The following is a 19531-nucleotide window of genomic DNA, read 5'->3' as shown; positions in this document are numbered from 1 at the left end:
GTCAGAACCCCTTCTCGCGCAGCCAGGTCAACGTGGCCTCGGCCACGTCCCGCCACCCGTGGTCGATGGTCAGGGAGTGCCCGCGGTCGGCGAAGCGCAGGAAGTCGGTGGTCGCCGAGCTGTGCCGGTACTGCTTCAGCGTGGCCCGGGTGACCGCCTCGGGGACCGTGTGGTCCTCCCCGCCGGCGACGAGCAGCAGGGGACCGCGGCCGGCGTTGGCGGTGTCGACCCTCGCGGGGGAGTGCGGGTCGAAGTTCGCCGACGCCGCCTCGAAGAGGGGTCTGCCGGGGGCGGGGATCGTCCAGCGCTCGAACAGCGCGTCGGACTCCTGCTCGTCGAGGGCGTTGCCGAAGGCGAACCGGAACTGCTCGGCGGTCAGGGACACCGCCCGGTGCCGGTTCGCGGGGTTCTTGAAGACGGGCAGCGTGGCGCGCAGGGCGCTCAGCGGCACCGGCAGGACGCCCTTGATCTGGGCGGCGTCGACGGCGACGGCGGCCACCGCGAGGTCCTCGCCGAGCAGCCGCTGGGCGATCATCCCCCCGAAGGAGTGGCCGACGAGGACGGGACGCGTGGGCAGGGCGGCGATGACCTGGGCGTAGTGGGCCACGACGTCGTCGATGCCGTGGTCGGCGAGGGCGTCTGGGTGGGCGCGCGCCTCGGCCACGGTGTCCGGGTCGCCGGGCCAGCCCGGCGCCGAGGCGGTCCAGCCGCGGTCGGTGAACAGGTCGACCCAGTCGGCCCACGAGGTCGCGTGCAGCCAGAGGCCGTGGAGGAAGAGGACGGGGGGAACGGGCACGGGGACCTCCGATGGGTGTACCGACCGATCTACCTACCTGTCGCGTAACCTAGAGCCACCGCTGCACCCGCCACAAGGCCCCGCCCGTCGACACCCCGGAGGACCGACGCACCGCATGAGCGCCCCACCGAGCACGACCGGCCGGCCCTCGGCCGCCCGCGAGCGCATCCTCGACACCGCCGACCGGCTCTTCTACGCCGAGGGCGTCCACCCCGTCGGGATCCAGCGGATCATCGCGGAGGCGCAGGTCACCCGGGTCACCCTCTACCGGCACTTCCCCGCCAAGGACGACCTCGTCACGGCCTACCTCCAGCGGCGCGCGCAGGCCGACCACGACCAGGTGGGCGCCGTGCTCGCACGCCACCGCGACGATCCGCGCGCTGCCCTGCGCGCCCTGGCGGTGGAGCTGACGGCCGACGACTTCGGCGCGGTGCGGCGCGGGTGCCCGTTCGTCAACGCCTCCGCGGAGTTCCCGCAGGGGCACCCGGTCCGCCGCCACGCCGAGGAGATCAGGACGTGGGTCACGGGGGAGCTGCGCCGGCTCCTGGAGGACGCGGGGCACGACAGCCCGGCGCGGACGGCGGTCCAGCTGATGATGCTGCGCACGGGGGCCGTGGTCGCCGCCGCGCTCGAAGGGGGACGGGCCCTGGGGGAGGACTTCGTCGCCGCGTGGGACGGGCTCGTCGACGCCGGGATCCCGGGTGGCCGGACGGGTCCGGGGTGAGCGGGTACCACCGCTTCGTTTCCGGCAGGGAACGACGAGGTCTCGATCGTGTTCCAGGAGGTCCGTGGTGCTGGGCACGGCGGCGCGGGTGCGCCATGCTGCACGGGCGGTGGGGTCGACGGGGATCCCACCGCTCACACTCCCGCGCCGCGTCCGTCACCCGGGCGACCGCACGGCGTCCAGTTCGCAACGACATCGTTACCTGAGGCCCGCAGTAGGCCGTCCGGGTCGCTGACCTGCTACGTCGTGCGTCGATCGGGTAACAAGACGTGATCTTTCGGCTGCGGAGCGCTCCGTGACGGGGGACACTGGGCGGGAGCGTCCGGCCCCTGCGCGGGTCGGTGTTCACACGCGTCAGGAATCGGGTTGCCCGGGTGTTAACGTGCTGCCCGACCTGTAGAGGTGGACATCCTGCGCGTCGGGAGTCGCCACAGCTGGGCAACGTGCCCACCCAGTCATCGCTTGCGAGGAGGAGTTCCACCTTGAGCAGCTTCGAGAAGGACGACCTGAAGCCGGTCCAGCGCATCGGTGTCGTCACCGGGTCCGCGTTCAGCCGTCGCAACGGCCTGAAGGGTGCGCTCGGCCTCGCCGCCCTCGCGACCCTGGCGGCCTGCGGTGGCAACGACGACGACAACGGCGGCTCCGGCAACGGGGGCGGCGGGGGCGGCGGCACGGGCGGCGACGTCGTCGTCAACGGCTCCGAACCGCAGAACAAGCTCATCCCCACCAACACCAACGAGGTCGGCGGCGGCCGCCTGCTCGACTCGCTGTGGGCCGGCCTCGTCTACTACAAGGCCGACGGGACCCCCGAGAACGACCTCGCGGACTCCATCACGTCGACCGACGCGCAGAACTACACCATCAAGATCAAGACCGGCCAGAAGTTCTCCGACGGCACGGCCATCACCGCCAAGAACTTCGTCGACGCCTGGAACTACGGCGCGCTGGGCACCAACAAGCAGCTCTCCAGCTACTTCTTCCAGCCCATCGAGGGCTTCGACGCGGTCCAGGCCGACCCGCCCACCGCGCAGACGCTGTCCGGGCTCGCCGTCGTCGACGACACCAGCTTCACCGTCAAGCTCGTCCAGCCGCAGTCCGACTTCCCCCTGCGCCTGGGCTACTCGGCCTTCTACCCGCTGCCGAGCAACGCCTTCGACGACATCGACAAGTACGGCGAGAACCCGGTCGGCAACGGCCCGTACAAGCTGAAGGAAGAAGGTGCGTGGCAGCACAACGTCCGCATCGACTTCGTCAAGAACGACACCTACGACGGGCCCCGCAAGGCGCAGAACGACTCCCTCGCCTTCGTCTTCTACGAGACCTACGACGCGGCCTACGCGGCGCTGCAGTCCGGTGACCTCGACGTCCTGGACAACATCCCGCCGTCGGCGCTGGCGACCTACCAGGACGAGCTCGGCAAGCGCGCCGTGAACCAGCCGTCCGCGGTCTTCCAGTCCTTCACCATCCCGCAGAAGCTCGCCCACTTCGAGGGCGACGAGGGCAAGCTGCGCCGCCAGGCCATCAGCTACGCCATCGACCGCGCGGCCATCTGCAAGTCCGTCTTCAGCGACACCCGCACCCCGGCCAAGGACTTCACGTCCCCGGTCATCGCCGGGTACTCCGAGACGGTCCCCGGCAACGAGGTGCTGACCGCCGACGCCGCCAAGGCCAAGCAGCTGTGGCAGCAGGCCGACGCGATCTCGCCGTACTCCGACACCTTCACCATCGGCTACAACGCCGACGGCGGGCACCAGGAGTGGGTCGACGCCGTGACGGCGCTGCTGCGCCAGACGCTCGGCATCAAGGCCGAGGGCGCGCCGTACCCGACGTTCGCCGCGCTGCGCACCGACATCACCAACCGCACCATCAAGGGCGCCTTCCGCAGCGGCTGGCAGGCCGACTACCCGGGCCTGTTCAACTTCATCGGGCCGCTGTACGCCACGGGCGCCGACTCCAACGACGGCGACTACTCCAACCCGCAGGTCGACTCGATGCTCAAGCAGGCCGAGGGCACCACGGACCAGGACGCGGCGAACAAGATCCTGCAGGAGGTCCAGACCATCCTGTTCACGGACCTGCCCGCCATCCCGCTGTGGTACTCCAACGCCTCCGGCGGCTACGGGGAGAAGGCCTCGAACGTCGAGTTCGGCTGGAACAGCGTCCCGCTGTACTACCAGGTCACCAAGTCCTGACGTGAGGTCCGGGGGTGGGTCGGAGGTCCGGCCCACCCCCGTTCGCGCGTGGACGCACGGGCGCGACACTGATCACCGACGTTGAAAGCAGGGACGGCCAGCGACGGCCGTCCCCCCGAGGAGGCTCGTGATGGGTTGGTACATCGGGCGCCGTCTGTTGCAGATGGTGCCCGTCTTCTTCGGAGCCACGCTCCTCATCTACGCCCTGGTGTTCGCGCTGCCCGGCGACCCCATCCGGGCCCTGTTCGGGGACAAGCCCGTCAGCCCGACGGCCCTGGCGCTGCTGCGGGCGCAGTACCACCTGGACAAGCCCTTCTTCGTCCAGTACCTGTACTTCCTCAAGGGCGTCTTCACGCTCGACTTCGGGACCTCGTTCTCGGGCCAGCCCGTGATCAGCCAGATCACCCGGGCCTTCCCGGTCACGATCAAGCTGGCGATCGTCGCCCTGGTCATCGAGGCCGTGTTCGGGATCGTCTTCGGCTTCCTCGCCGGCCTGCGCCGCGGCGGGATCTTCGACTCCACCGTCCTGTTCCTGTCCCTCGTCGTCATCGGCATCCCGGTGTTCGTGCTCGGCTTCGTCGGGCAGTACTTCATCGGGATCAAGTGGGGGATCGCCCGGGCCACCGTGGGCGGTGACCCGGCCTGGGTCGACCTGATCCTGCCCGGGGCGGTGCTGGGGGCGCTGTCGTTCGCCTACGTCCTGCGCCTGACCCGCAACTCCGTGGCCGAGGGCCTGTCCGCCGACCACGTGCGCACCGCGACGGCCAAGGGGCTCTCGCGCCCGCGGGTCATGACCGTGCACGTCCTGCGCAACTCCCTCATCCCCGTCATCACCTTCCTCGGGACCGACCTCGGCGCGCTCATGGGCGGGGCCGTGGTCACCGAGGGCATCTTCAACGTCCCCGGGGTGGGGAACCTGCTCTACCAGTCCGTCATCCGGCAGGAAGGCCCGACCGTCGTGTCGGTCGTGACGATCCTGGTGCTCGTGTACCTGATCGCCAACCTCGTCGTCGACCTGCTCTACGCCGTCCTGGACCCGAGGATCCGCTATGTCTGAGAACACCGTGGGCAGGCCCGGCGGCACCGCCGTCCGTCCCGGCCAGGAGCACTTCGTCGCCCCGCTGGAGGAGACCCCGCTCGCCGCGGTCGACGCGGTCGACGAGTCCGCGCCCAGCGGCGGGCTGTTCACCGAGGCCTGGCGCCAGCTGCGCAAGCGGCCGCTGTTCATCGTCCCGAGCCTGATCATCCTCGCGCTCGTCGTGGTCTCGGTCTTCCCGTCGTGGTTCACCTCGACCGACCCCCGGTTCGTGGACCTGGCCTCCTCGCTGGCCGGTCCCTCCGACGCCCACCCCCTGGGCGTCACCAAGGCCGGCACCGACGTCTACGCCCGGCTGGTCTACGGGGCCCGCGCCTCGGTGAGCGTCGGGATCCTCACGACGCTGCTCGTCGTCGTCGTCGGCGGCGTCGTCGGGGCCCTGGCCGGCTTCTTCGGGGGATGGCTCGACGCCGTGCTGTCGCGCGTCGGGGACATCTTCTTCGCGCTGCCGCTCATCCTCGGGGCGATCGTCCTGCTGCAGATGCTCAAGAGCCGCAACGTCTGGACCGTGGCGCTGACGCTGGCGCTGTTCGGCTGGCCGCAGGTGGCGCGCATCATGCGCGGGGCCGTGCTGCAGGTGCGCACGGCCGAGTACGTGACGGCCGCCAAGTCCCTGGGCCTGTCACGGATGGGCACCCTGGTCAAGCACGTCGTGCCGAACGCCCTGGGGCCGGTCATCGTCGTCGCCACCATCTCGCTGGGGACGTTCATCGCGGCCGAGGCGACGCTGTCGTTCCTGTCCGTCGGGCTCCCGCCGAACATCGTGTCCTGGGGCGGTGACATCTCGCTGGCCCGCACGACCCTGCGCACCGACCCGGCGATCCTGCTGTGGCCCTCGCTCGGGCTGTCCCTGACGGTCCTGTCGTTCCTCATGCTCGGCGACGCCCTGCGCGACGCCCTCGACCCGAAGGGCCGCACCCGATGAGCCCGCTCACGCCGACCGTCGACCGGACCAAGCCGCTCCTGCAGGTGCGCGACCTCGAGGTCGACTTCACCTCCGGCGGCCGGGCGGTGCACGCCGTCCGCAAGGCGAACTTCACGGTCTACCCCGGGCAGACCGTCGCCATCGTGGGGGAGTCCGGGTCCGGCAAGTCCACCTCGGCGATGGCCGTCATCGGCCTGCTGCCCGGCACCGGCAAGGTCGTCGGCGGGCAGGTCCTGTTCGACGGCCGGGACATCGCCCACGCCTCCCGGCGCGAGTACGTGAACCTGCGCGGCAAGCACATCGGCATGGTCCCGCAGGACCCGATGTCGAACCTGAACCCCGTGTGGAACATCGGGTTCCAGGTCAAGGAGGCCATCGAGGCCAACGGCATCGCCCGCGGGTCGGCGGCGAAGAAGCGCGCCATCGAGGTCCTCGGGGAGGCCGGGCTCGGCGACGCCGCCCGCCGGTACAAGCAGTACCCGCACGAGTTCTCCGGCGGCATGCGCCAGCGCGCCCTCATCGGCATCGGGCTCGCCTCGCGCCCCCGCCTGCTCATCGCCGACGAGCCGACCTCCGCGCTGGACGTGACCGTCCAGCGGGGCATCCTGGACCACCTCGACTCCCTGACCTCCGACCTGGGCACGGCGGTCCTGCTCATCACGCACGACCTGGGGCTGGCCGCCGAGCGCGCCGAGCACCTCGTCGTCATGTACAAGGGGCAGGTCGTCGAGTCCGGCCCGGCGCTGCAGATCCTGCAGGCCCCGCAGCACCCCTACACCCAGCGGCTCGTCTCGGCGGCGCCCTCGCTGGCGTCGCGGCGCATGCAGTCCGAGCACCGCGCGCAGGTGGTGGAGCAGGCCGAGGCCCGGGCCGAGCAGGCCCACGAGATCGTCGCGGCCCAGACGCCGGTGACCGTCCCCGACCAGGTGACCGCCGACGTCATCGAGGTCAGGAACCTCACCAAGGAGTTCACGATCCGCGGCGCCGGTCCCCGCGGCGAGAAGCTCCTCGCGGTCGACGGCGTGAACTTCTCGGTGCGCCGCGGCACCACCCTGGCCGTCGTCGGCGAGTCCGGCTCGGGCAAGTCCACGGTCGCGCAGATGGTGCTGAACCTGCTGCCGGCCACCTCGGGGGAGGTGCTCTTCGACGGGGTCGACATCACGACCCTGGACCGCAAGCAGCAGTTCGCCTTCCGGCGCCGCGTCCAGCCCATCTTCCAGAACCCCTACGGCTCGCTGGACCCGAGCTGGAGCATCTTCTCCTCCATCGAGGAGCCGCTGCGGGTGCACCGGGTCGGGGACGCCAAGAGCCGCGAGGCCCGCGTGCGCGACCTGCTGGACAAGGTCTCCCTGCCGCAGAGCTCGCTGCGGCGCTACCCCAACGAGCTGTCCGGCGGCCAGCGCCAGCGCGTCGCCATCGCCCGCGCCCTGGCCCTGCAGCCCGAGGTCGTCGTGTGCGACGAGGCCGTCTCGGCCCTCGACGTGCTCGTGCAGGGCCAGATCCTGCACCTGCTCAACGACCTGCAGGCCGAGCTGGGGCTGACCTACCTGTTCATCACGCACGACCTCGCCGTCGTGCGGGAGATCGCCGACGACGTCGTGGTCATGCAGCGGGGCAGGCTCGTCGAGCACGCCAGCGTCGACGAGGTCTTCACCAGCCCGCAGCAGGAGTACACCAAGGCCCTGCTCGAGGCCATCCCCGGCGGGAGCATCCAGCTCGGGGCCTGAGGCCGGCGCCCGGGGGGCCTCCCACGCCGCTGGGCCGGAGGTGGGAAGTCCCTCGGAAGCAGGCCGAGGGGCTGTCTCGCAGGCGGTCCGGGGTCTACGGTGATCGGATGCAGTTCATCGCACTCGTCGTTCTCGCCGTCGCCGCCGGGATCGCCGTCGTCATCTGGCGCACCAGCCCCCGCCACCGGGTCGCTGCCGTCGCCCGGTACGACCACGGGGACCGGGCCCGCCGTGCCCGCGAGGAGGCCCGCCGCCAGGGCCTGTGACGTGACTCACCCGGCGCGTGTCGCCGCCGGGTGAACCACCCCGCGGGCCGCACCGTTGCAGTCCAGGAGAGATCGCCACACCCGCCGTGGCGGCGCCACCACGACGGGAGAGAACGTGGCCGAGAAGGACCCGAGCGCCGCGCGGCAGGACCGGGCCGCGCGCGTCCTCGCCATGCAGCAGGCCGAGAAGGCCCGCGGGCGCCGCCGGGTCGCGCTGCTCGTCGCGATCCCGACCGTCGTCGTGCTCGCCGTCGCCGGCACCGTCGCGGCCGTCTTCCTCAACCGGCCCGCGCCGCCGTCCCTGGCGGCCGTCCAGACGTACGACTACGTCGGCAGCCAGCACAGCACCGAACCGCAGACGTACGAGGAGAACCCGCCGGTCGGGGGGCCGCACAACCCCGTCTGGCTGAACTGCGGCGTCTACGACGCGCCCGTCCCGAACGAGAACGCCGTCCACAGCATGGAGCACGGCGCCGTCTGGATCACCTACCGGCCCGACCTCGCGGCCTCCGAGGTGGACCGGCTGAAGGAGGACGTCGCGGGGGAGACGTACACCGTCCTGTCGCCCTACGAGGGTCTGCCCTCGCCCATCGTCCTGTCGGCCTGGAACCACCAGCTGAAGATCGAGAAGGCCGACGACCCGCGCGTCGACGCCTTCCTCGAAAAGTACGTGCAGGGTGCCCAGACGCCCGAGCCCGGCGCACTGTGCTCCAACGGCACCGGGACGCCGACCGGCTGATGCGCGCGCTCACGGCCCGGCAGGTGCTGCTCGCCGTGGTGGGGTTGCTGCTCGCGCTCGTGCTCGGCGTCCTCGCCGGCCGCGCCCTGCCCACCGCCCCGGGCGCCAACTCCGTCGACGTCGGGTTCTCCCGCGACATGGCGACCCACCACGCCCAGGCGGTGTCCATGGCCTACACGGCGATCCAGACCGCCCCCAGCGCCGAGGTCCGTCAGCTCGCCGTCGACATCGCCTCCACCCAGGGCAACCAGCTGGGCCGCATGCAGCAGCTCCTGCAGTCCTGGGGGCAGCCCGTGTCCTCGGCCGGGACCCCCGTGATGGCCTGGATGGCCGGGACCGACCTGCACGCCCGCCACGAGGTCGAGCAGGCCCAGGGCCGCGTCATGCCCGGCATGGCGACCCCCGCCGAGATCGCCCGGCTGAACGGCGAGACCGGGCAGACCTTCGAGGTCGACTTCCTGCAGCTCATGCTGCGCCACCACGCCGGAGGGATCGAGATGGCGCAGTTCGGCGCCGAGCACGCCACGACCAGCGAGGTCCGCGCCCTCGCCACGGCCATCGTGAACAGCCAGCGGGCCGAGTCCCAGCTCCTCACCGACTACCTCACCGCCCGCGGCGCGCAGCCCCTGGCGGCCTCGTGAGGCTCGTCGTGGGGGCCGCCATCGTCGACGCGCTCGACGCGCCGACGCGGTTGCTGGCCGCCCGCCGCAGCGCCCCGCCGGCCCTGGCGGGCAAGTGGGAGCTGCCCGGCGGCAAGGTCGAGGCGGGCGAGACCCCCGTCGAGGCCCTGCACCGGGAGCTGCGCGAGGAGCTCGGCGTCACGGCCCGGCTCGGCGCCGAGGTCGTGCACCCCGACGGGGCGTGGCCGCTGACGCCCGCGCTGCGGATGCGCGTCTGGTGGGCCGTCGTGGACGGCGAGCCGGCCCCGCTGGAGGACCACGACGAGCTGCGGTGGCTGCCGCGCGGGCAGTGGGGCAGCGTCGACTGGCTGCCCGGCGACGTCGCCCTCATCGCCGCCCTCGAGCGGGCGTAGCGGGCCGGTGGGTGGGCGTCGTGGTCCGGCGCGCAGCGCCGGACCACGAGCCACCACCCCGGGGGTCAGTCCTCGGAACGGACGGGGCTCGCCCAATCGTGGTCGATGGCCGTGACCCGCGGGTCCCGGCGGTCGCCGCTGCGCCGCTTCTGGGTGGTCACCGCCGGGTCGCGCACCAGGTCCTTCACCAGCGCGACGGCCATCACGACCATGAGGACGAGGAACGGTGCCGCGGCGATGATGGTGATGTCCTGCAACGCCTCCAGGCCACCGGCGAAGAACAGCACGATGGCGACCAGCCCCATCAGGGCCCCCCACACCGCGGTCAGCCACTTCTGCGGCTCGTCGACGCCGTAGGAGCTCAGCGAGCCCATGACGATGCTCGACGCGTCGGCCCCGGAGACGAAGAAGATCGCGACGAGCACGACGACCAGGACGGACGTGAACCCCGCCCACGGGAACTGGTCGAGGAACGTGAACATCTGCGACTCCTGGTCCGCGATGCCCGCGATGTCGGCGCCGCCGGTGCCCTCCACGAACCTGCGCTGCAGGTCGATCGCGGCCCCGCCCAGGACGGAGAACCACACCAGGCTGACGGCCGTGGGGACGAGCATCACGCCGATGACGAACTCGCGGATGGTCCGGCCCTTGGAGATCTTGGCCAGGAAGGCGCCCACGAACGGCGTCCACGAGACCCACCACGCCCAGTAGAAGAGCGTCCAGGCGCTCAGCCAGTCGGTGCCGCCGAAGGCGCCCGTGCGCGTGGCCATGTGCGGCAGGGCGGTGAGGTAGTTGCCCAGCGAGGCGGGCACCAGGTCCAGCACGAAGACCGTCGGTCCCACGACGAACAGGAAGAACAGCAGCGCCAGGGCCAGCACCATGTTGGTGTTCGACAGCCACTTGATGCCGCGCTCGATCCCGCTGATCGCCGAGACGACGAAGCAGACGGTCAGGACGGCGATGATCGCGACCTTCACGGTCGTCGAGTTGGGCACGCCGAAGACCTCGGTCAAGCCCCCGTTCATCTGCGCCGCGCCCAAGCCCAGGCTCACGGCCGACCCGAAGAGCGTCGCGAAGATCGCGAAGACGTCGATGACCCGGGCGGCGCCCCGGCCGCGGCGACCGCGCAGCAGCGGGGCGAACGCGGCCGAGAAGCCGCCCGCGCGCTCCTTGCGGTAGCTGGAGTACGCCAGCGCCAGGCCGACGACGGCGTAGATCGCCCACGGGTGCAGGCCCCAGTGGAACAGCGAGTAGTCCATCGCCTCGCGCGCCGCCGCCTGCGACCCGGGCTCGGCGTCGCCCTGCGGGACCGTCATGAGGTGCGTGACGGGTTCGGTGACCCCGTAGAACATCAGGCCGATGCCCATCCCGGCGGAGAACATCATCGCGACCCAGGACGCCCGCGAGTGCTCGGGCCGGTCCTCGTCGCGGCCCAGGCGGATGCGGCCGTAGCGGCTGAAGGCCAGGACGAGGGCCAGGACGACGAAACCGGTCGCGCCGAGCACGAAGGCCCAGCCGAAGTCCTGCACGACCACCTCGAGGACGGCGTCCGCGCCGGCCTTCAGCTGGGTGGGCCACACGGCCCCCACGAGGAGGAAGAGGATGACCACGCCCGCGGCGACCGCGAACGTCCGGCGGTCGACCGGGGGACGGGCGGGGGAGGGGGGTGAGGAAGGGGTCGCAGACGTGTCGGATCGGTGCTCAGGCGGTGCGGACATGGCGCCGAGGGTGGCACGGAATGACTAGTCCGGGCCAACCAGCGGTGGTCACGACGAGCCATCTCGAGGGCATCGCCGCAGGTCAGGCGGGTGCTTGTGCCCTCACGCGGCGCTGGGCCGCCAGGGGTGGCCCAGGCGCGGATAGACTGGGGTGTCAACCCTCCCGACCGGCCTGCTCGCTCGTGCGCGCGCGGGGGTCCGGACACGTCGAGACTTCGAAGAGCGGATCGAGAAACCCCATGCCCTTGAGCACCCGCGAAGACCTGCGCAACGTCGCGATCGTCGCCCACGTCGACCACGGCAAGACGACGCTCGTCGACGCGATGCTCTGGCAGTCCGGCGCCTTCCGCGCCAACGCCGACGTCAACGAGCGCGTCATGGACTCCGGCGACCTCGAACGCGAGAAGGGCATCACCATCCTCGCGAAGAACACCTCGGTCCGGTACTCCGGCCCCGGTGCTCCCGAGGGCGGCATGACCATCAACATCATCGACACCCCCGGCCACGCCGACTTCGGTGGCGAGGTCGAGCGCGGCCTGTCCATGGTCGACGGCGTCGTCCTGCTCGTCGACGCCTCCGAGGGCCCGCTGCCGCAGACGCGCTTCGTGCTGCGCAAGGCCCTGGCCGCCGGCATGCCCGTCGTCATCCTCGTCAACAAGGTCGACCGCCCCGACGCGCGCATCGCCGCCGTCGTGGAGGAGACCTACGACCTGCTGCTCGACCTCGCCGCCGACGTGGAGGGCATCGACGCCGACAAGCTGCTCGAGGTCCCCGTCGTGTACGCCTCGGCCAAGAACGGGCGCGCGTCGCTGACCCAGCCCGCCGACGGCGGCCTGCCGGACTCCGAGGACCTCGTCCCGCTGTTCCAGACGATCCTCGACACCATCCCCGCGCCGACGTACGACCCCGAGACCCCGCTGCAGGCGCACGTCACCAACCTCGACGCCTCGCCGTTCCTGGGCCGCCTCGCGCTGCTGCGCATCTTCTCCGGCGAGCTCGTCAAGGGCCAGCAGGTGGCGTGGTGCAAGCACGACGGCACCATCGAGCGCGTCAAGATCACCGAGCTGCTCGTCACCGAGGCCGTCACCCGCGTGCCCGGTGAGAAGGCCGGCCCCGGGGACATCGTCGCCGTCGCCGGCATCGAGAACATCACCATCGGCGAGACCCTGGCCGACCCCGAGGACCCGCGCCCGCTGCCCCTCATCACGGTCGACGAGCCCGCCATCTCCATGGTCATCGGGACGAACACCTCGCCCATGGCCGGGCGGGTCAAGGGCTCGAAGGTCACCGCGCGCCTGGTCAAGGACCGCCTGGAGTCCGAGCTCGTCGGCAACGTCTCGCTGCGCATCGTGCCGACCGACCGCCCCGACGCGTGGGAGGTCCAGGGGCGCGGTGAGCTGGCCTTGGCCATCCTCGTCGAGCAGATGCGCCGCGAGGGCTACGAGCTGACCGTCGGCAAGCCGCAGGTCGTGCTGCGCAAGGACGAGAACGGCAAGACCCTCGAGCCGTACGAGAACCTCACCATCGACTCCCCCGAGGAGTTCCTCGGTGCCATCACCCAGCTGATGGCCGCCCGCAAGGGCCGCATGGAGACCATGACCAACCACGGCACCGGCTGGGTGCGCATGGAGTTCTACGTCCCCTCCCGCGGGCTCATCGGGTTCCGGACCGAGTTCCTCACCGACACCCGCGGCACCGGCATCGCCCACGCGCTCTTCGCGCAGTACGACCACTGGGCCGGCGAGATCCGCACCCGCCAGTCCGGCTCCCTCGTGGCCGACCGCGCCGGGGCGGCCACCGCGTTCGCCATGACGAACCTGCAGGAACGCGGCCAGATGTTCATCGAGCCGACCGCCGAGGTGTACGAGGGCATGATCGTCGGGGAGAACTCCCGCGCCGACGACATGGACGTCAACATCACCAAGGAGAAGAAGCTCACCAACATGCGCTCGTCCACCTCGGACGAGTTCGAGCGCCTCATCCCGCCGCGCCACCTGTCCCTGGAGCAGTGCCTGGAGTTCTGCCGCGAGGACGAGTGCGTCGAGGTGACGCCCGAGGCGGTGCGCATCCGCAAGGTCGTGCTGGACGCGAACCAGCGGGGCAAGACGGCGTCGAAGGCCAAGAAGGGCTGAGGCTGCGCCTTCGGGGCTCCGCGTCGTCGGGGCTGGGTCGGTCGCCGGGCAGCGCGACGGTGGAGTCGTCGGACTCTCCGTTCGCGCCGAGCGGTCGCTGACCTCGCCTTCGCACGCAGGGCGCTCTCTCCGGACGTCCGACGACTCCACCGTCGCGTCGCCCTCTGGCCTCGCCTCAGGTGGTCGAAGACCTCCCGGTCGTGATCAGGCACCCCTGTCCGCCACGCTGCGCGTGGCGGATGGGGGTGCTTCTGCGTGCGGGGGGTGCGGGGGATTGGATGGGGGCATGACGACGACGCCTCCGGAACCGCCCGACGACACGCCCGTGCTGGGCGGGGACCCGCTGGAGATCGCCGCCGACGTCGTGGAGGACGTGGCGGGGGAGCTGGCGCCCGAGGAGCTGGCGGCGATGGACGCGCTCGACCAGCCGCGGCGGGTGCTCTTCGTCCACGCCCACCCCGACGACGAGACGATCGGGACCGGGGCGACCATGGCGCGGTACGCCGAGGCCGGGGCGACCGTCGTGCTGCTCACGCTCACGCGCGGGGAGCTGGGGGAGGTCATCCCGGCCGACCTCGCGCACCTGGACCCCGACGCCCTGGGCGCGCACCGGGTGCAGGAGCTGGCCACCGCCATGGAGGCCCTGGGAGTCACCGACCACCGGTTCCTCGACCGCCCCGACGGCAGCGGGTACCGCGACTCCGGCATGGTCTGGCTCGAACCCGGGCGCGCCGCCGTCGGCGACGACGTGGACCCGCGGGCCCTCGCCGCCGCCGACCCCGAGGAGGTCGCCGCGCAGGTCGCCGCCGTCGTGCGCGAGGTCCGGCCCCAGGTCGTCGTCACCTACGAACCCGGTGGCGGGTACGGGCACCCCGACCACGTCCGCGCCCACGAGGCGACGCTGCGCGGGCTCGTCCTGGCCGCCGGGGACCAGCACGACGGCACGGTGCCGTGGCAGGTCGCCAAGGTCTACGAGATCGTCCAGCCCGAGACTGCGACCCGGCAGGCCCTGCGCCAGGTCGCGGACTCGGGGGCCGCCGGTGCCGCGGACCCCGACGGTCCGCTGCCGAGCGTCGTCGTGCCTGACGAGCAGGTGACGACGGTCGTCGACGGGACCGGGCAGCTGCCGGCGAAGATCGCCGCCCTGCGGGCCCACGCGACCCAGATCAGCCTGGACCTCGACGCCGAGGTCCCCGTCATGCGGCTGTCCAACGGCGTGCCGCAGCCGATCTGGCCCGTCGAGCGGTTCCGGCTCGTGCACGGGGTCGCCTCCGGCCCCTTCGACGCCGACGGGCACGAGACCGACCTGTTCGCCGGGGTGGCCCCCGCCGGGTGAGACGGAGCAGCGGGCACGGACGTGTTCACCCGACCACTCTCCGTTGCTCCGGCCGGGTGAACGCGATCGTCCGAACGCGTCACCGTGGGTGGCCGTGCGTGAGCACGCGGGGTTGGGTGGACCCACGCCCGGAACCCGCCGGGCGGGATCCGAGAGGAGCCGCCCGTGGCTCACGACCAGCGCGTGGCCGCCGCCCCGCCGACCGCCCGCACCGGCCGCGACAGCGCCGACGTCGGGCGGGCCCGCGAACGCAACCGCCGCCGCCGCACCCGGACGCTGCTGCTCGTCGTCCTGGCCGCCGTGCTCCTCGTCGACGTGCGGCTGGCCACCGGCGGGTCCCTCGTCCCCGTCCTGCCCGCGGTCGACCCGATCTACGTCATGGTCGGCGTCTTCTTCGCCCTGATGATCGCGCTGCTGCTCGGGCAGACGCTGGTCTCGGGCCGCTCGCCGCACGTCGTCTACCGGCCCGAGCAGATCGACGTCTCCCTCGACGACGTCGTGGGCCTGGACCCGGTCAAGGAGGACGTCGAGCGCAGCCTCGACCTGTTCCTCGCCGCGCGCACCTTCCGCACCCGCATGGGCGGCCGGCCCCGCCGCGGCCTGCTGTTCGAGGGCTCGCCGGGCACGGGCAAGACGCACATGGCCAAGGCCATGGCCCGCGAGGCCGGGGTCCCGTTCCTCTTCGTCTCCGCGACCAGCTTCCAGTCCATGTGGTACGGCGCCACCGCCCGCAAGCTGCGTTCCTACTTCAAGGCGCTGCGCAAGGCCGCCCGCCGCGAGGGCGGGGCCATCGGGTTCATCGAGGAGATCGACGCCATCGCCGGGGCGCGCGGTGGGATGAGCGCGATGAGCCCGTCCGCCACGAACGCGGTCGTCGGCTGCGGGGGGCTGACGAACCTGCCGATGACGCTGCCGACGGCTGGGCCCGCGACGAACGCGGCGGCGCTGCAGGTCGAGCGCCTCGCCTCCAGCGAGGGCGCCAGCGGCGTCGTCAACGAGCTGCTCGTCCAGATGCAGTCCTTCGACGAGCCCACCGGCGCCGAGCGGGTCCACGGCTGGTTCGTCGACACCGCGAACCGGTTCCTGCCCGAGCAGCGGCGGCTCAAGCGCCCCGTGAGCGAACCCGTGGAGGTCCTGCTCATCGCCGCCACCAACCGCGCCGACTCCCTCGACCCGGCCCTGCTGCGCCCGGGCCGCTTCGACCGTCGGATGAGCTTCGGCCTGCCCGACAAGGCCGGCCGGCGTCAGCTCGTCGACCACTTCCTGGCCCGCAAGGCCCACGAGAGCGCCCTGGACGACCCCGAGCGCCGCGACGCCCTGGCCGGGATCACCAACGGCTACTCGCCCGTCATGATCGAGAACCTGCTCGACGAGGCTCTCGTCAACGCGGTGCGCCGCGACGGCGACGGCATGAGCTGGGCCGACGTCGAGCACGCCCGCCTGGTCACCGAGGTCGGCCTGGGCCAGCCCGTCGGCTACACCGACCACGAGGCCCGGCTCATCGCCACCCACGAGGCCGGGCACGCGGCGGTGGCCTGGCTCGTGGCCCCGCAGCGCCGGCTGGAGGTCCTCACCATCGTCAAGCGCGCCAACGCCCTGGGCCTGCTCGCCCACGGTGACGCCGAGGACGTCTACACCCGTTCGCGCACCGAGCTCGCCGGGATGATCAGGATCGCCTTCGGCGGGCAGGTGGCCGAGGAGCTGTTCTTCGGCGACGTGTCCACCGGCCCCGCCGGCGACCTGCAGTCCGCGACGTCGGTCGCCGCGCAGATGGTCGGCTCCGCCGGCATGGCCGGCACGCTCGTGTCCTTCGCGGCCGTCCAGCAGGGCGCCTTCGCCGACGGCAACCTCGTCTCCCGCGTCCTGGGCGACGCCGAGGGACGTCGCCTCGTGGAGAAGCTGCTGAGCGAGCAGAAGGAGTCCGTCCGCGAGCTCCTGGAGCGCAATCGGCACCTCGTGGCCGCCCTGCGCGACGCGCTGCTGGAGCGCCACGAGCTCATCGGGCACGAGATCACCGACGTGCTCGAGGCGGCCCGTCGGGAGCACGAGACCCCGCGCGTCGTCGACCTGCGCGACCCGGCCCCCGCCCGCCGGGAGTCCTGAGACACGCTCGTCCCCGGCGCGAGGCACACCTCGCGCCCCGCGGAGGGGGGTCCGCGGGGTGCGAGGTGTGCCTCGCGCGTGGTGGGACGGTCAGGGGGCCACGCGGTAGTGGTAGGCGTGGTGGACGCCGAAGCCCTGCCCCGCGTAGAGGGCCCGGGCCGCCTCGTTGTCGGCCTGCACCTGCAGGTACGTCGAGGCGGCGCCGCGCTCGCGGGCCCAGTCGGCGACCTCGGCGAGCAGCCGGCGGCCCAGCCCGCGGCGGCGGTGCGACGGCGAGGTCTCCACGGCGGTCACCCCGGCCCAGCCGGGGGACAGGGAGCCGCGGGCGATCGCGACCGTCCGCGCCCCGTCCACGACCCGCACGAACACCTGCTCGTCGGCCGAGACGAGGATCCGGCGGCCCGCGGCGGGCACGGTCGGGGAGCCCTGGTAGTGGTACTGCGCGAGCCAGGCGTCGTCGGGGGCCGGGCCCGTCTCGACGTGCAGCCCGTCGGGCAGGGAGGCGTCGCGGGCGCCGGGCAGGTCGTCGGTGGCGGCGGTCATCACCAGCGTCGGGGTGAGCACCGTCCAGCCCCGCGCGTCGAGGACGTCGGCGACCCCGCTGGGCCCGTCGACCTCGTGCGCGACGGCGACCTGGGGACGCAGACCCCGGGCGGCGTAGAACTCCTCGACGACCGCGACCGCCCGCACCAGGGGCACGCCCGGGTCACCCACGGCGAGCGCGGAGTTGGCCCGGCCCGTGAACCCCTCGCTCGCGCGCAGCCGCCAGCCGCCCAGGTCGAGGCGCTCCAGCGGGCGCCAGTGCTCGGCCATCACCCGTTCCAGGTCCTCGACGCCGATCGCGGCGTGCGGGGCGGCCCGGCGCGCCGGCGGCGGGGGCACCGCCTTGGCCGCCAGCACGTCGGCCCGGGCCACGACGACCTCACCGCGGCGGGTCGCGACGGTGAGCGTGGTGTCGTCCGCGCAGACCAGGTCGCCCAGGGCGTCGGTGGCCGAGCCGTCGGGCAGCCGGTGCCGGACCACGACCCGCGCGCCGACGGTCAGCTCGCGCACGAGGTGCGTGGGGCTCGGTCCTGGCACGGGTGGTCCTCCGGGGGTGGCGCGGTGCTGCTGCGGGGCCGGTGCGGTGGGCGGCGAGCACCGGCGGTGCCCGTCGGGGATACTACGTAGCGCGTCCGGCCGCCCGTCCGCCGGAGGAGGAGGACATCCAGTGACCTACGTCATCGCGCAGCCCTGCGTCGACGTCAAGGACAAGGCCTGCATCGAGGAGTGCCCTGTCGACTGCATCTACGAGGGCAAGCGATCGCTGTACATCCAGCCCGACGAGTGCGTCGACTGCGGGGCCTGCGAACCCGTGTGCCCGGTGGAGGCCATCTACTACGAGGACGACGTCCCCGAGCAGTGGTCCGCCTTCACCGCGGCCAACGTCGTGTTCTTCGACACGATCGGCTCCCCGGGGGGCGCGGCCAAGATGGGGCAGATCGACGCCGACGCCGCGGTGGTCTCCGCGCTCCCGCCGCAGGGCGAGGGGCACTGATGAGCGCGCCGGCCCACCTCGTCCCGGCGCCGCCCGGGGAACGGCGGAGGGTCGGCGCGTCGCTGCCGGACTTCCCGTGGGACTCCCTCGCGGCCGCCAAGGCGCGGGCGCAGGCCCACCCGGACGGGATCGTGGACCTGTCGGTCGGCACGCCCGTCGACCCCACCCCGCAGGTCGTCGTCGACGCCCTGCGCTCGGCGGCGAACGCGCCGGGGTACCCCCAGACGTACGGCACCGCGCCGCTGCGCGAGGCCGTGGCCGCCTGGTTCGCCCGCCGCCGCGGCGTCCCGGCGCTCGACCCCGACGGCGTGCTGCCGACGGTCGGGTCCAAGGAGCTCGTGGCCTGGCTGCCGTTCCTGCTCGGCCTGGGGGAGGGCGACGTCGTCGCCCACCCCGCGGTGGCGTACCCGACGTACGACGTCGGGGCGCGGCTGGCGCGCGCCACCCCGCTGGGCGCCGACACCGTCGACGAGCTCGAGGCCGCCTGGGACGGCGGCGCCCGGATCCGGCTGCTGTGGCTGAACTCCCCGTCGAACCCGACGGGCGCGGTCCGCTCGGTGGCCGAGCTGACCGCCCTGGTCGCCTGGGCCCGCGCGCACGGCGTCGTCGTGGCCTCCGACGAGTGCTACGCCGAGCTCGGCTGGAGCCCCGAGCACGACACCACCGCCGGGGGGCTGGTCGCCTCCGTGCTCGACCCGCGGGTGTGTGGTGACGATCACACCGGTCTGCTCGTGGCGTACTCCACGTCGAAGCAGTCGAACCTCGCCGGGTACCGCGCGGCGTTCCTGGCCGGCGACGTCGCCCTCGTGCGCGAGCTCCTCGAGCTGCGCAAGCACGCCGGGATGATCGTGCCGTGGCCCGTCCAGGTCGCCCTGCAGGCCGCCCTCGGCGACGACGAGCACGTCGCGCACCAGCGCGAGCTGTACCGCGGCCGCCGCGAGGTGCTGCGGGAAGCGTTGCAGGGCGCGGGTTTCCGCATCGACGCCTCCGCGGCGGGGCTGTACCTGTGGAGCACCCGCGAGGAGGGTTCGCGCACCACGGTCGACCTGCTGGCCGAGCGCGGGATCCTCGCCGCGCCGGGGGACTTCTACGGCCCGCCGGGGGCCCGGCACGTGCGCATCGCCCTGACGGCCACCGACGAGCGGGTCTCGCGCGTGCCGGAACGGCTCGCGGGCCTCGGCTGAGCGCGCGCGCAGGGGTGGCGGAC

General features: G+C 72.7%; 17 protein-coding genes. 14 read left to right on the top strand and 3 right to left on the bottom strand.

What is annotated here, in order from left to right; all coding sequences use genetic code 11:
• Position 1: 1 nt before the first annotated feature.
• On the bottom strand, positions 2-796 hold the full coding sequence (locus CLV37_RS11495) for an alpha/beta hydrolase (protein WP_106210376.1): 795 nt from the start codon (positions 794-796) through the stop codon (positions 2-4).
• A gap of 115 nt (positions 797-911) precedes the next feature.
• Between CLV37_RS11495 and CLV37_RS28845 the strand changes: the two genes are divergently transcribed.
• The 9 genes from CLV37_RS28845 to CLV37_RS11455 all read left to right on the top strand — a co-directional run bounded on the left by CLV37_RS28845 (position 912) and on the right by CLV37_RS11455 (position 9498).
• Positions 912-1520: a TetR/AcrR family transcriptional regulator gene (locus CLV37_RS28845; RefSeq protein ID WP_106210374.1), complete on the top strand. Its 609-nt coding sequence runs from the start codon at positions 912-914 to the stop codon at positions 1518-1520.
• A 566-nt stretch (positions 1521-2086) separates the two neighbouring features.
• The gene (locus CLV37_RS11485; protein ID WP_211298595.1) at positions 2087-3712 is read left to right on the top strand and encodes a peptide ABC transporter substrate-binding protein; all 1626 of its coding nucleotides are present in this window, start codon (positions 2087-2089) and stop codon (positions 3710-3712) included.
• Positions 3713-3842: 130 nt separating this feature from the next.
• Positions 3843-4769, top strand: coding sequence for an ABC transporter permease (locus tag CLV37_RS11480; protein WP_106210370.1), 927 nt, complete (start codon positions 3843-3845; stop codon positions 4767-4769).
• Entirely contained in the window at positions 4762-5733 is a 972-nt protein-coding gene (locus CLV37_RS11475; protein ID WP_106210368.1) for an ABC transporter permease, read from the top strand. The genes CLV37_RS11480 and CLV37_RS11475 overlap by 8 nt, the downstream gene beginning before the upstream one ends.
• On the top strand, positions 5730-7460 hold the full coding sequence (locus tag CLV37_RS11470; protein ID WP_106210366.1) for a dipeptide ABC transporter ATP-binding protein: 1731 nt from the start codon (positions 5730-5732) through the stop codon (positions 7458-7460). Before CLV37_RS11475 ends, CLV37_RS11470 begins: the two co-directional genes overlap by 4 nt.
• A 107-nt stretch (positions 7461-7567) precedes the next feature.
• Positions 7568-7726: a hypothetical protein gene (locus CLV37_RS27565; protein WP_170127203.1), complete on the top strand. Its 159-nt coding sequence runs from the start codon at positions 7568-7570 to the stop codon at positions 7724-7726.
• Between the two features lie 115 nt (positions 7727-7841).
• A complete protein-coding gene (locus CLV37_RS11465) occupies positions 7842-8465 on the top strand; it encodes a thioredoxin-like domain-containing protein (RefSeq protein ID WP_245885364.1) in 624 nt (207 codons plus the stop codon).
• Positions 8465-9106 carry a DUF305 domain-containing protein gene (locus CLV37_RS11460; RefSeq protein ID WP_146149370.1) on the top strand — a complete coding sequence of 214 codons (642 nt, stop codon included), beginning with the start codon at positions 8465-8467 and terminating at the stop codon, positions 9104-9106. Before CLV37_RS11465 ends, CLV37_RS11460 begins: the two co-directional genes overlap by 1 nt.
• Positions 9103-9498 carry a (deoxy)nucleoside triphosphate pyrophosphohydrolase gene (locus CLV37_RS11455; protein WP_211298579.1) on the top strand — a complete coding sequence of 132 codons (396 nt, stop codon included), beginning with the start codon at positions 9103-9105 and terminating at the stop codon, positions 9496-9498. Before CLV37_RS11460 ends, CLV37_RS11455 begins: the two co-directional genes overlap by 4 nt.
• Positions 9499-9563: 65 nt before the next feature.
• On the opposite strand, the gene CLV37_RS11450 is transcribed toward CLV37_RS11455, so the two are convergent.
• Positions 9564-11216 carry a BCCT family transporter gene (locus tag CLV37_RS11450; protein ID WP_106210360.1) on the bottom strand — a complete coding sequence of 551 codons (1653 nt, stop codon included), beginning with the start codon at positions 11214-11216 and terminating at the stop codon, positions 9564-9566.
• Between the two features lie 239 nt (positions 11217-11455).
• Here CLV37_RS11450 and typA point away from each other — a divergent pair, with 239 nt between their 5' ends.
• From typA to CLV37_RS11435, 3 genes are all read left to right on the top strand, one after another.
• Entirely contained in the window at positions 11456-13348 is a 1893-nt protein-coding gene (typA, locus tag CLV37_RS11445; RefSeq protein ID WP_106210358.1) for a translational GTPase TypA, read from the top strand.
• Between the two features lie 286 nt (positions 13349-13634).
• Entirely contained in the window at positions 13635-14684 is a 1050-nt protein-coding gene (gene mshB / locus CLV37_RS11440) for an N-acetyl-1-D-myo-inositol-2-amino-2-deoxy-alpha-D-glucopyranoside deacetylase (RefSeq protein WP_211298578.1), read from the top strand.
• Between the two features lie 165 nt (positions 14685-14849).
• A complete protein-coding gene (locus CLV37_RS11435) occupies positions 14850-16787 on the top strand; it encodes an AAA family ATPase (protein WP_106210356.1) in 1938 nt (645 codons plus the stop codon).
• Positions 16788-16877: 90 nt separating this feature from the next.
• On the opposite strand, the gene CLV37_RS11430 is transcribed toward CLV37_RS11435, so the two are convergent.
• Positions 16878-17867, bottom strand: coding sequence for a GNAT family N-acetyltransferase (locus CLV37_RS11430; protein WP_211298577.1), 990 nt, complete (start codon positions 17865-17867; stop codon positions 16878-16880).
• A gap of 130 nt (positions 17868-17997) precedes the next feature.
• Here CLV37_RS11430 and fdxA point away from each other — a divergent pair, with 130 nt between their 5' ends.
• Together fdxA and dapC are read left to right on the top strand one after the other, a co-directional pair.
• Complete coding sequence (fdxA, locus tag CLV37_RS11425) at positions 17998-18324, top strand: ferredoxin (RefSeq protein WP_106210354.1); 327 nt, start codon at positions 17998-18000, stop codon at positions 18322-18324.
• On the top strand, positions 18324-19508 hold the full coding sequence (gene dapC / locus CLV37_RS11420) for a succinyldiaminopimelate transaminase (protein ID WP_106210352.1): 1185 nt from the start codon (positions 18324-18326) through the stop codon (positions 19506-19508). The genes fdxA and dapC overlap by 1 nt, the downstream gene beginning before the upstream one ends.
• The last annotated feature ends 23 nt before the right edge of the window (positions 19509-19531 follow it).

The organism is Kineococcus rhizosphaerae, from assembly GCF_003002055.1.
Taxonomy (GTDB): domain Bacteria; phylum Actinomycetota; class Actinomycetes; order Actinomycetales; family Kineococcaceae; genus Kineococcus; species Kineococcus rhizosphaerae.
The sequence above is the reverse complement of the archived record's forward strand: the minus strand, read 5'-3'. Positions and strand labels throughout refer to the sequence as shown.

Coding starts and splice junctions, on each gene's coding strand:
- CLV37_RS11480 (WP_106210370.1), top strand. CDS start 3,843: ATGGGTTGGTACATCGGGCGCCGTCTGTTGCAGATGGTGCCCGTCTTC.
- CLV37_RS28845 (WP_106210374.1), top strand. CDS start 912: ATGAGCGCCCCACCGAGCACGACCGGCCGGCCCTCGGCCGCCCGCGAG.
- CLV37_RS11450 (WP_106210360.1), bottom strand. CDS start 11,216: ATGTCCGCACCGCCTGAGCACCGATCCGACACGTCTGCGACCCCTTCC.
- CLV37_RS11460 (WP_146149370.1), top strand. CDS start 8,465: ATGCGCGCGCTCACGGCCCGGCAGGTGCTGCTCGCCGTGGTGGGGTTG.
- mshB (WP_211298578.1), top strand. CDS start 13,635: ATGACGACGACGCCTCCGGAACCGCCCGACGACACGCCCGTGCTGGGC.
- CLV37_RS11470 (WP_106210366.1), top strand. CDS start 5,730: ATGAGCCCGCTCACGCCGACCGTCGACCGGACCAAGCCGCTCCTGCAG.
- dapC (WP_106210352.1), top strand. CDS start 18,324: ATGAGCGCGCCGGCCCACCTCGTCCCGGCGCCGCCCGGGGAACGGCGG.
- CLV37_RS27565 (WP_170127203.1), top strand. CDS start 7,568: ATGCAGTTCATCGCACTCGTCGTTCTCGCCGTCGCCGCCGGGATCGCC.
- CLV37_RS11475 (WP_106210368.1), top strand. CDS start 4,762: ATGTCTGAGAACACCGTGGGCAGGCCCGGCGGCACCGCCGTCCGTCCC.
- typA (WP_106210358.1), top strand. CDS start 11,456: ATGCCCTTGAGCACCCGCGAAGACCTGCGCAACGTCGCGATCGTCGCC.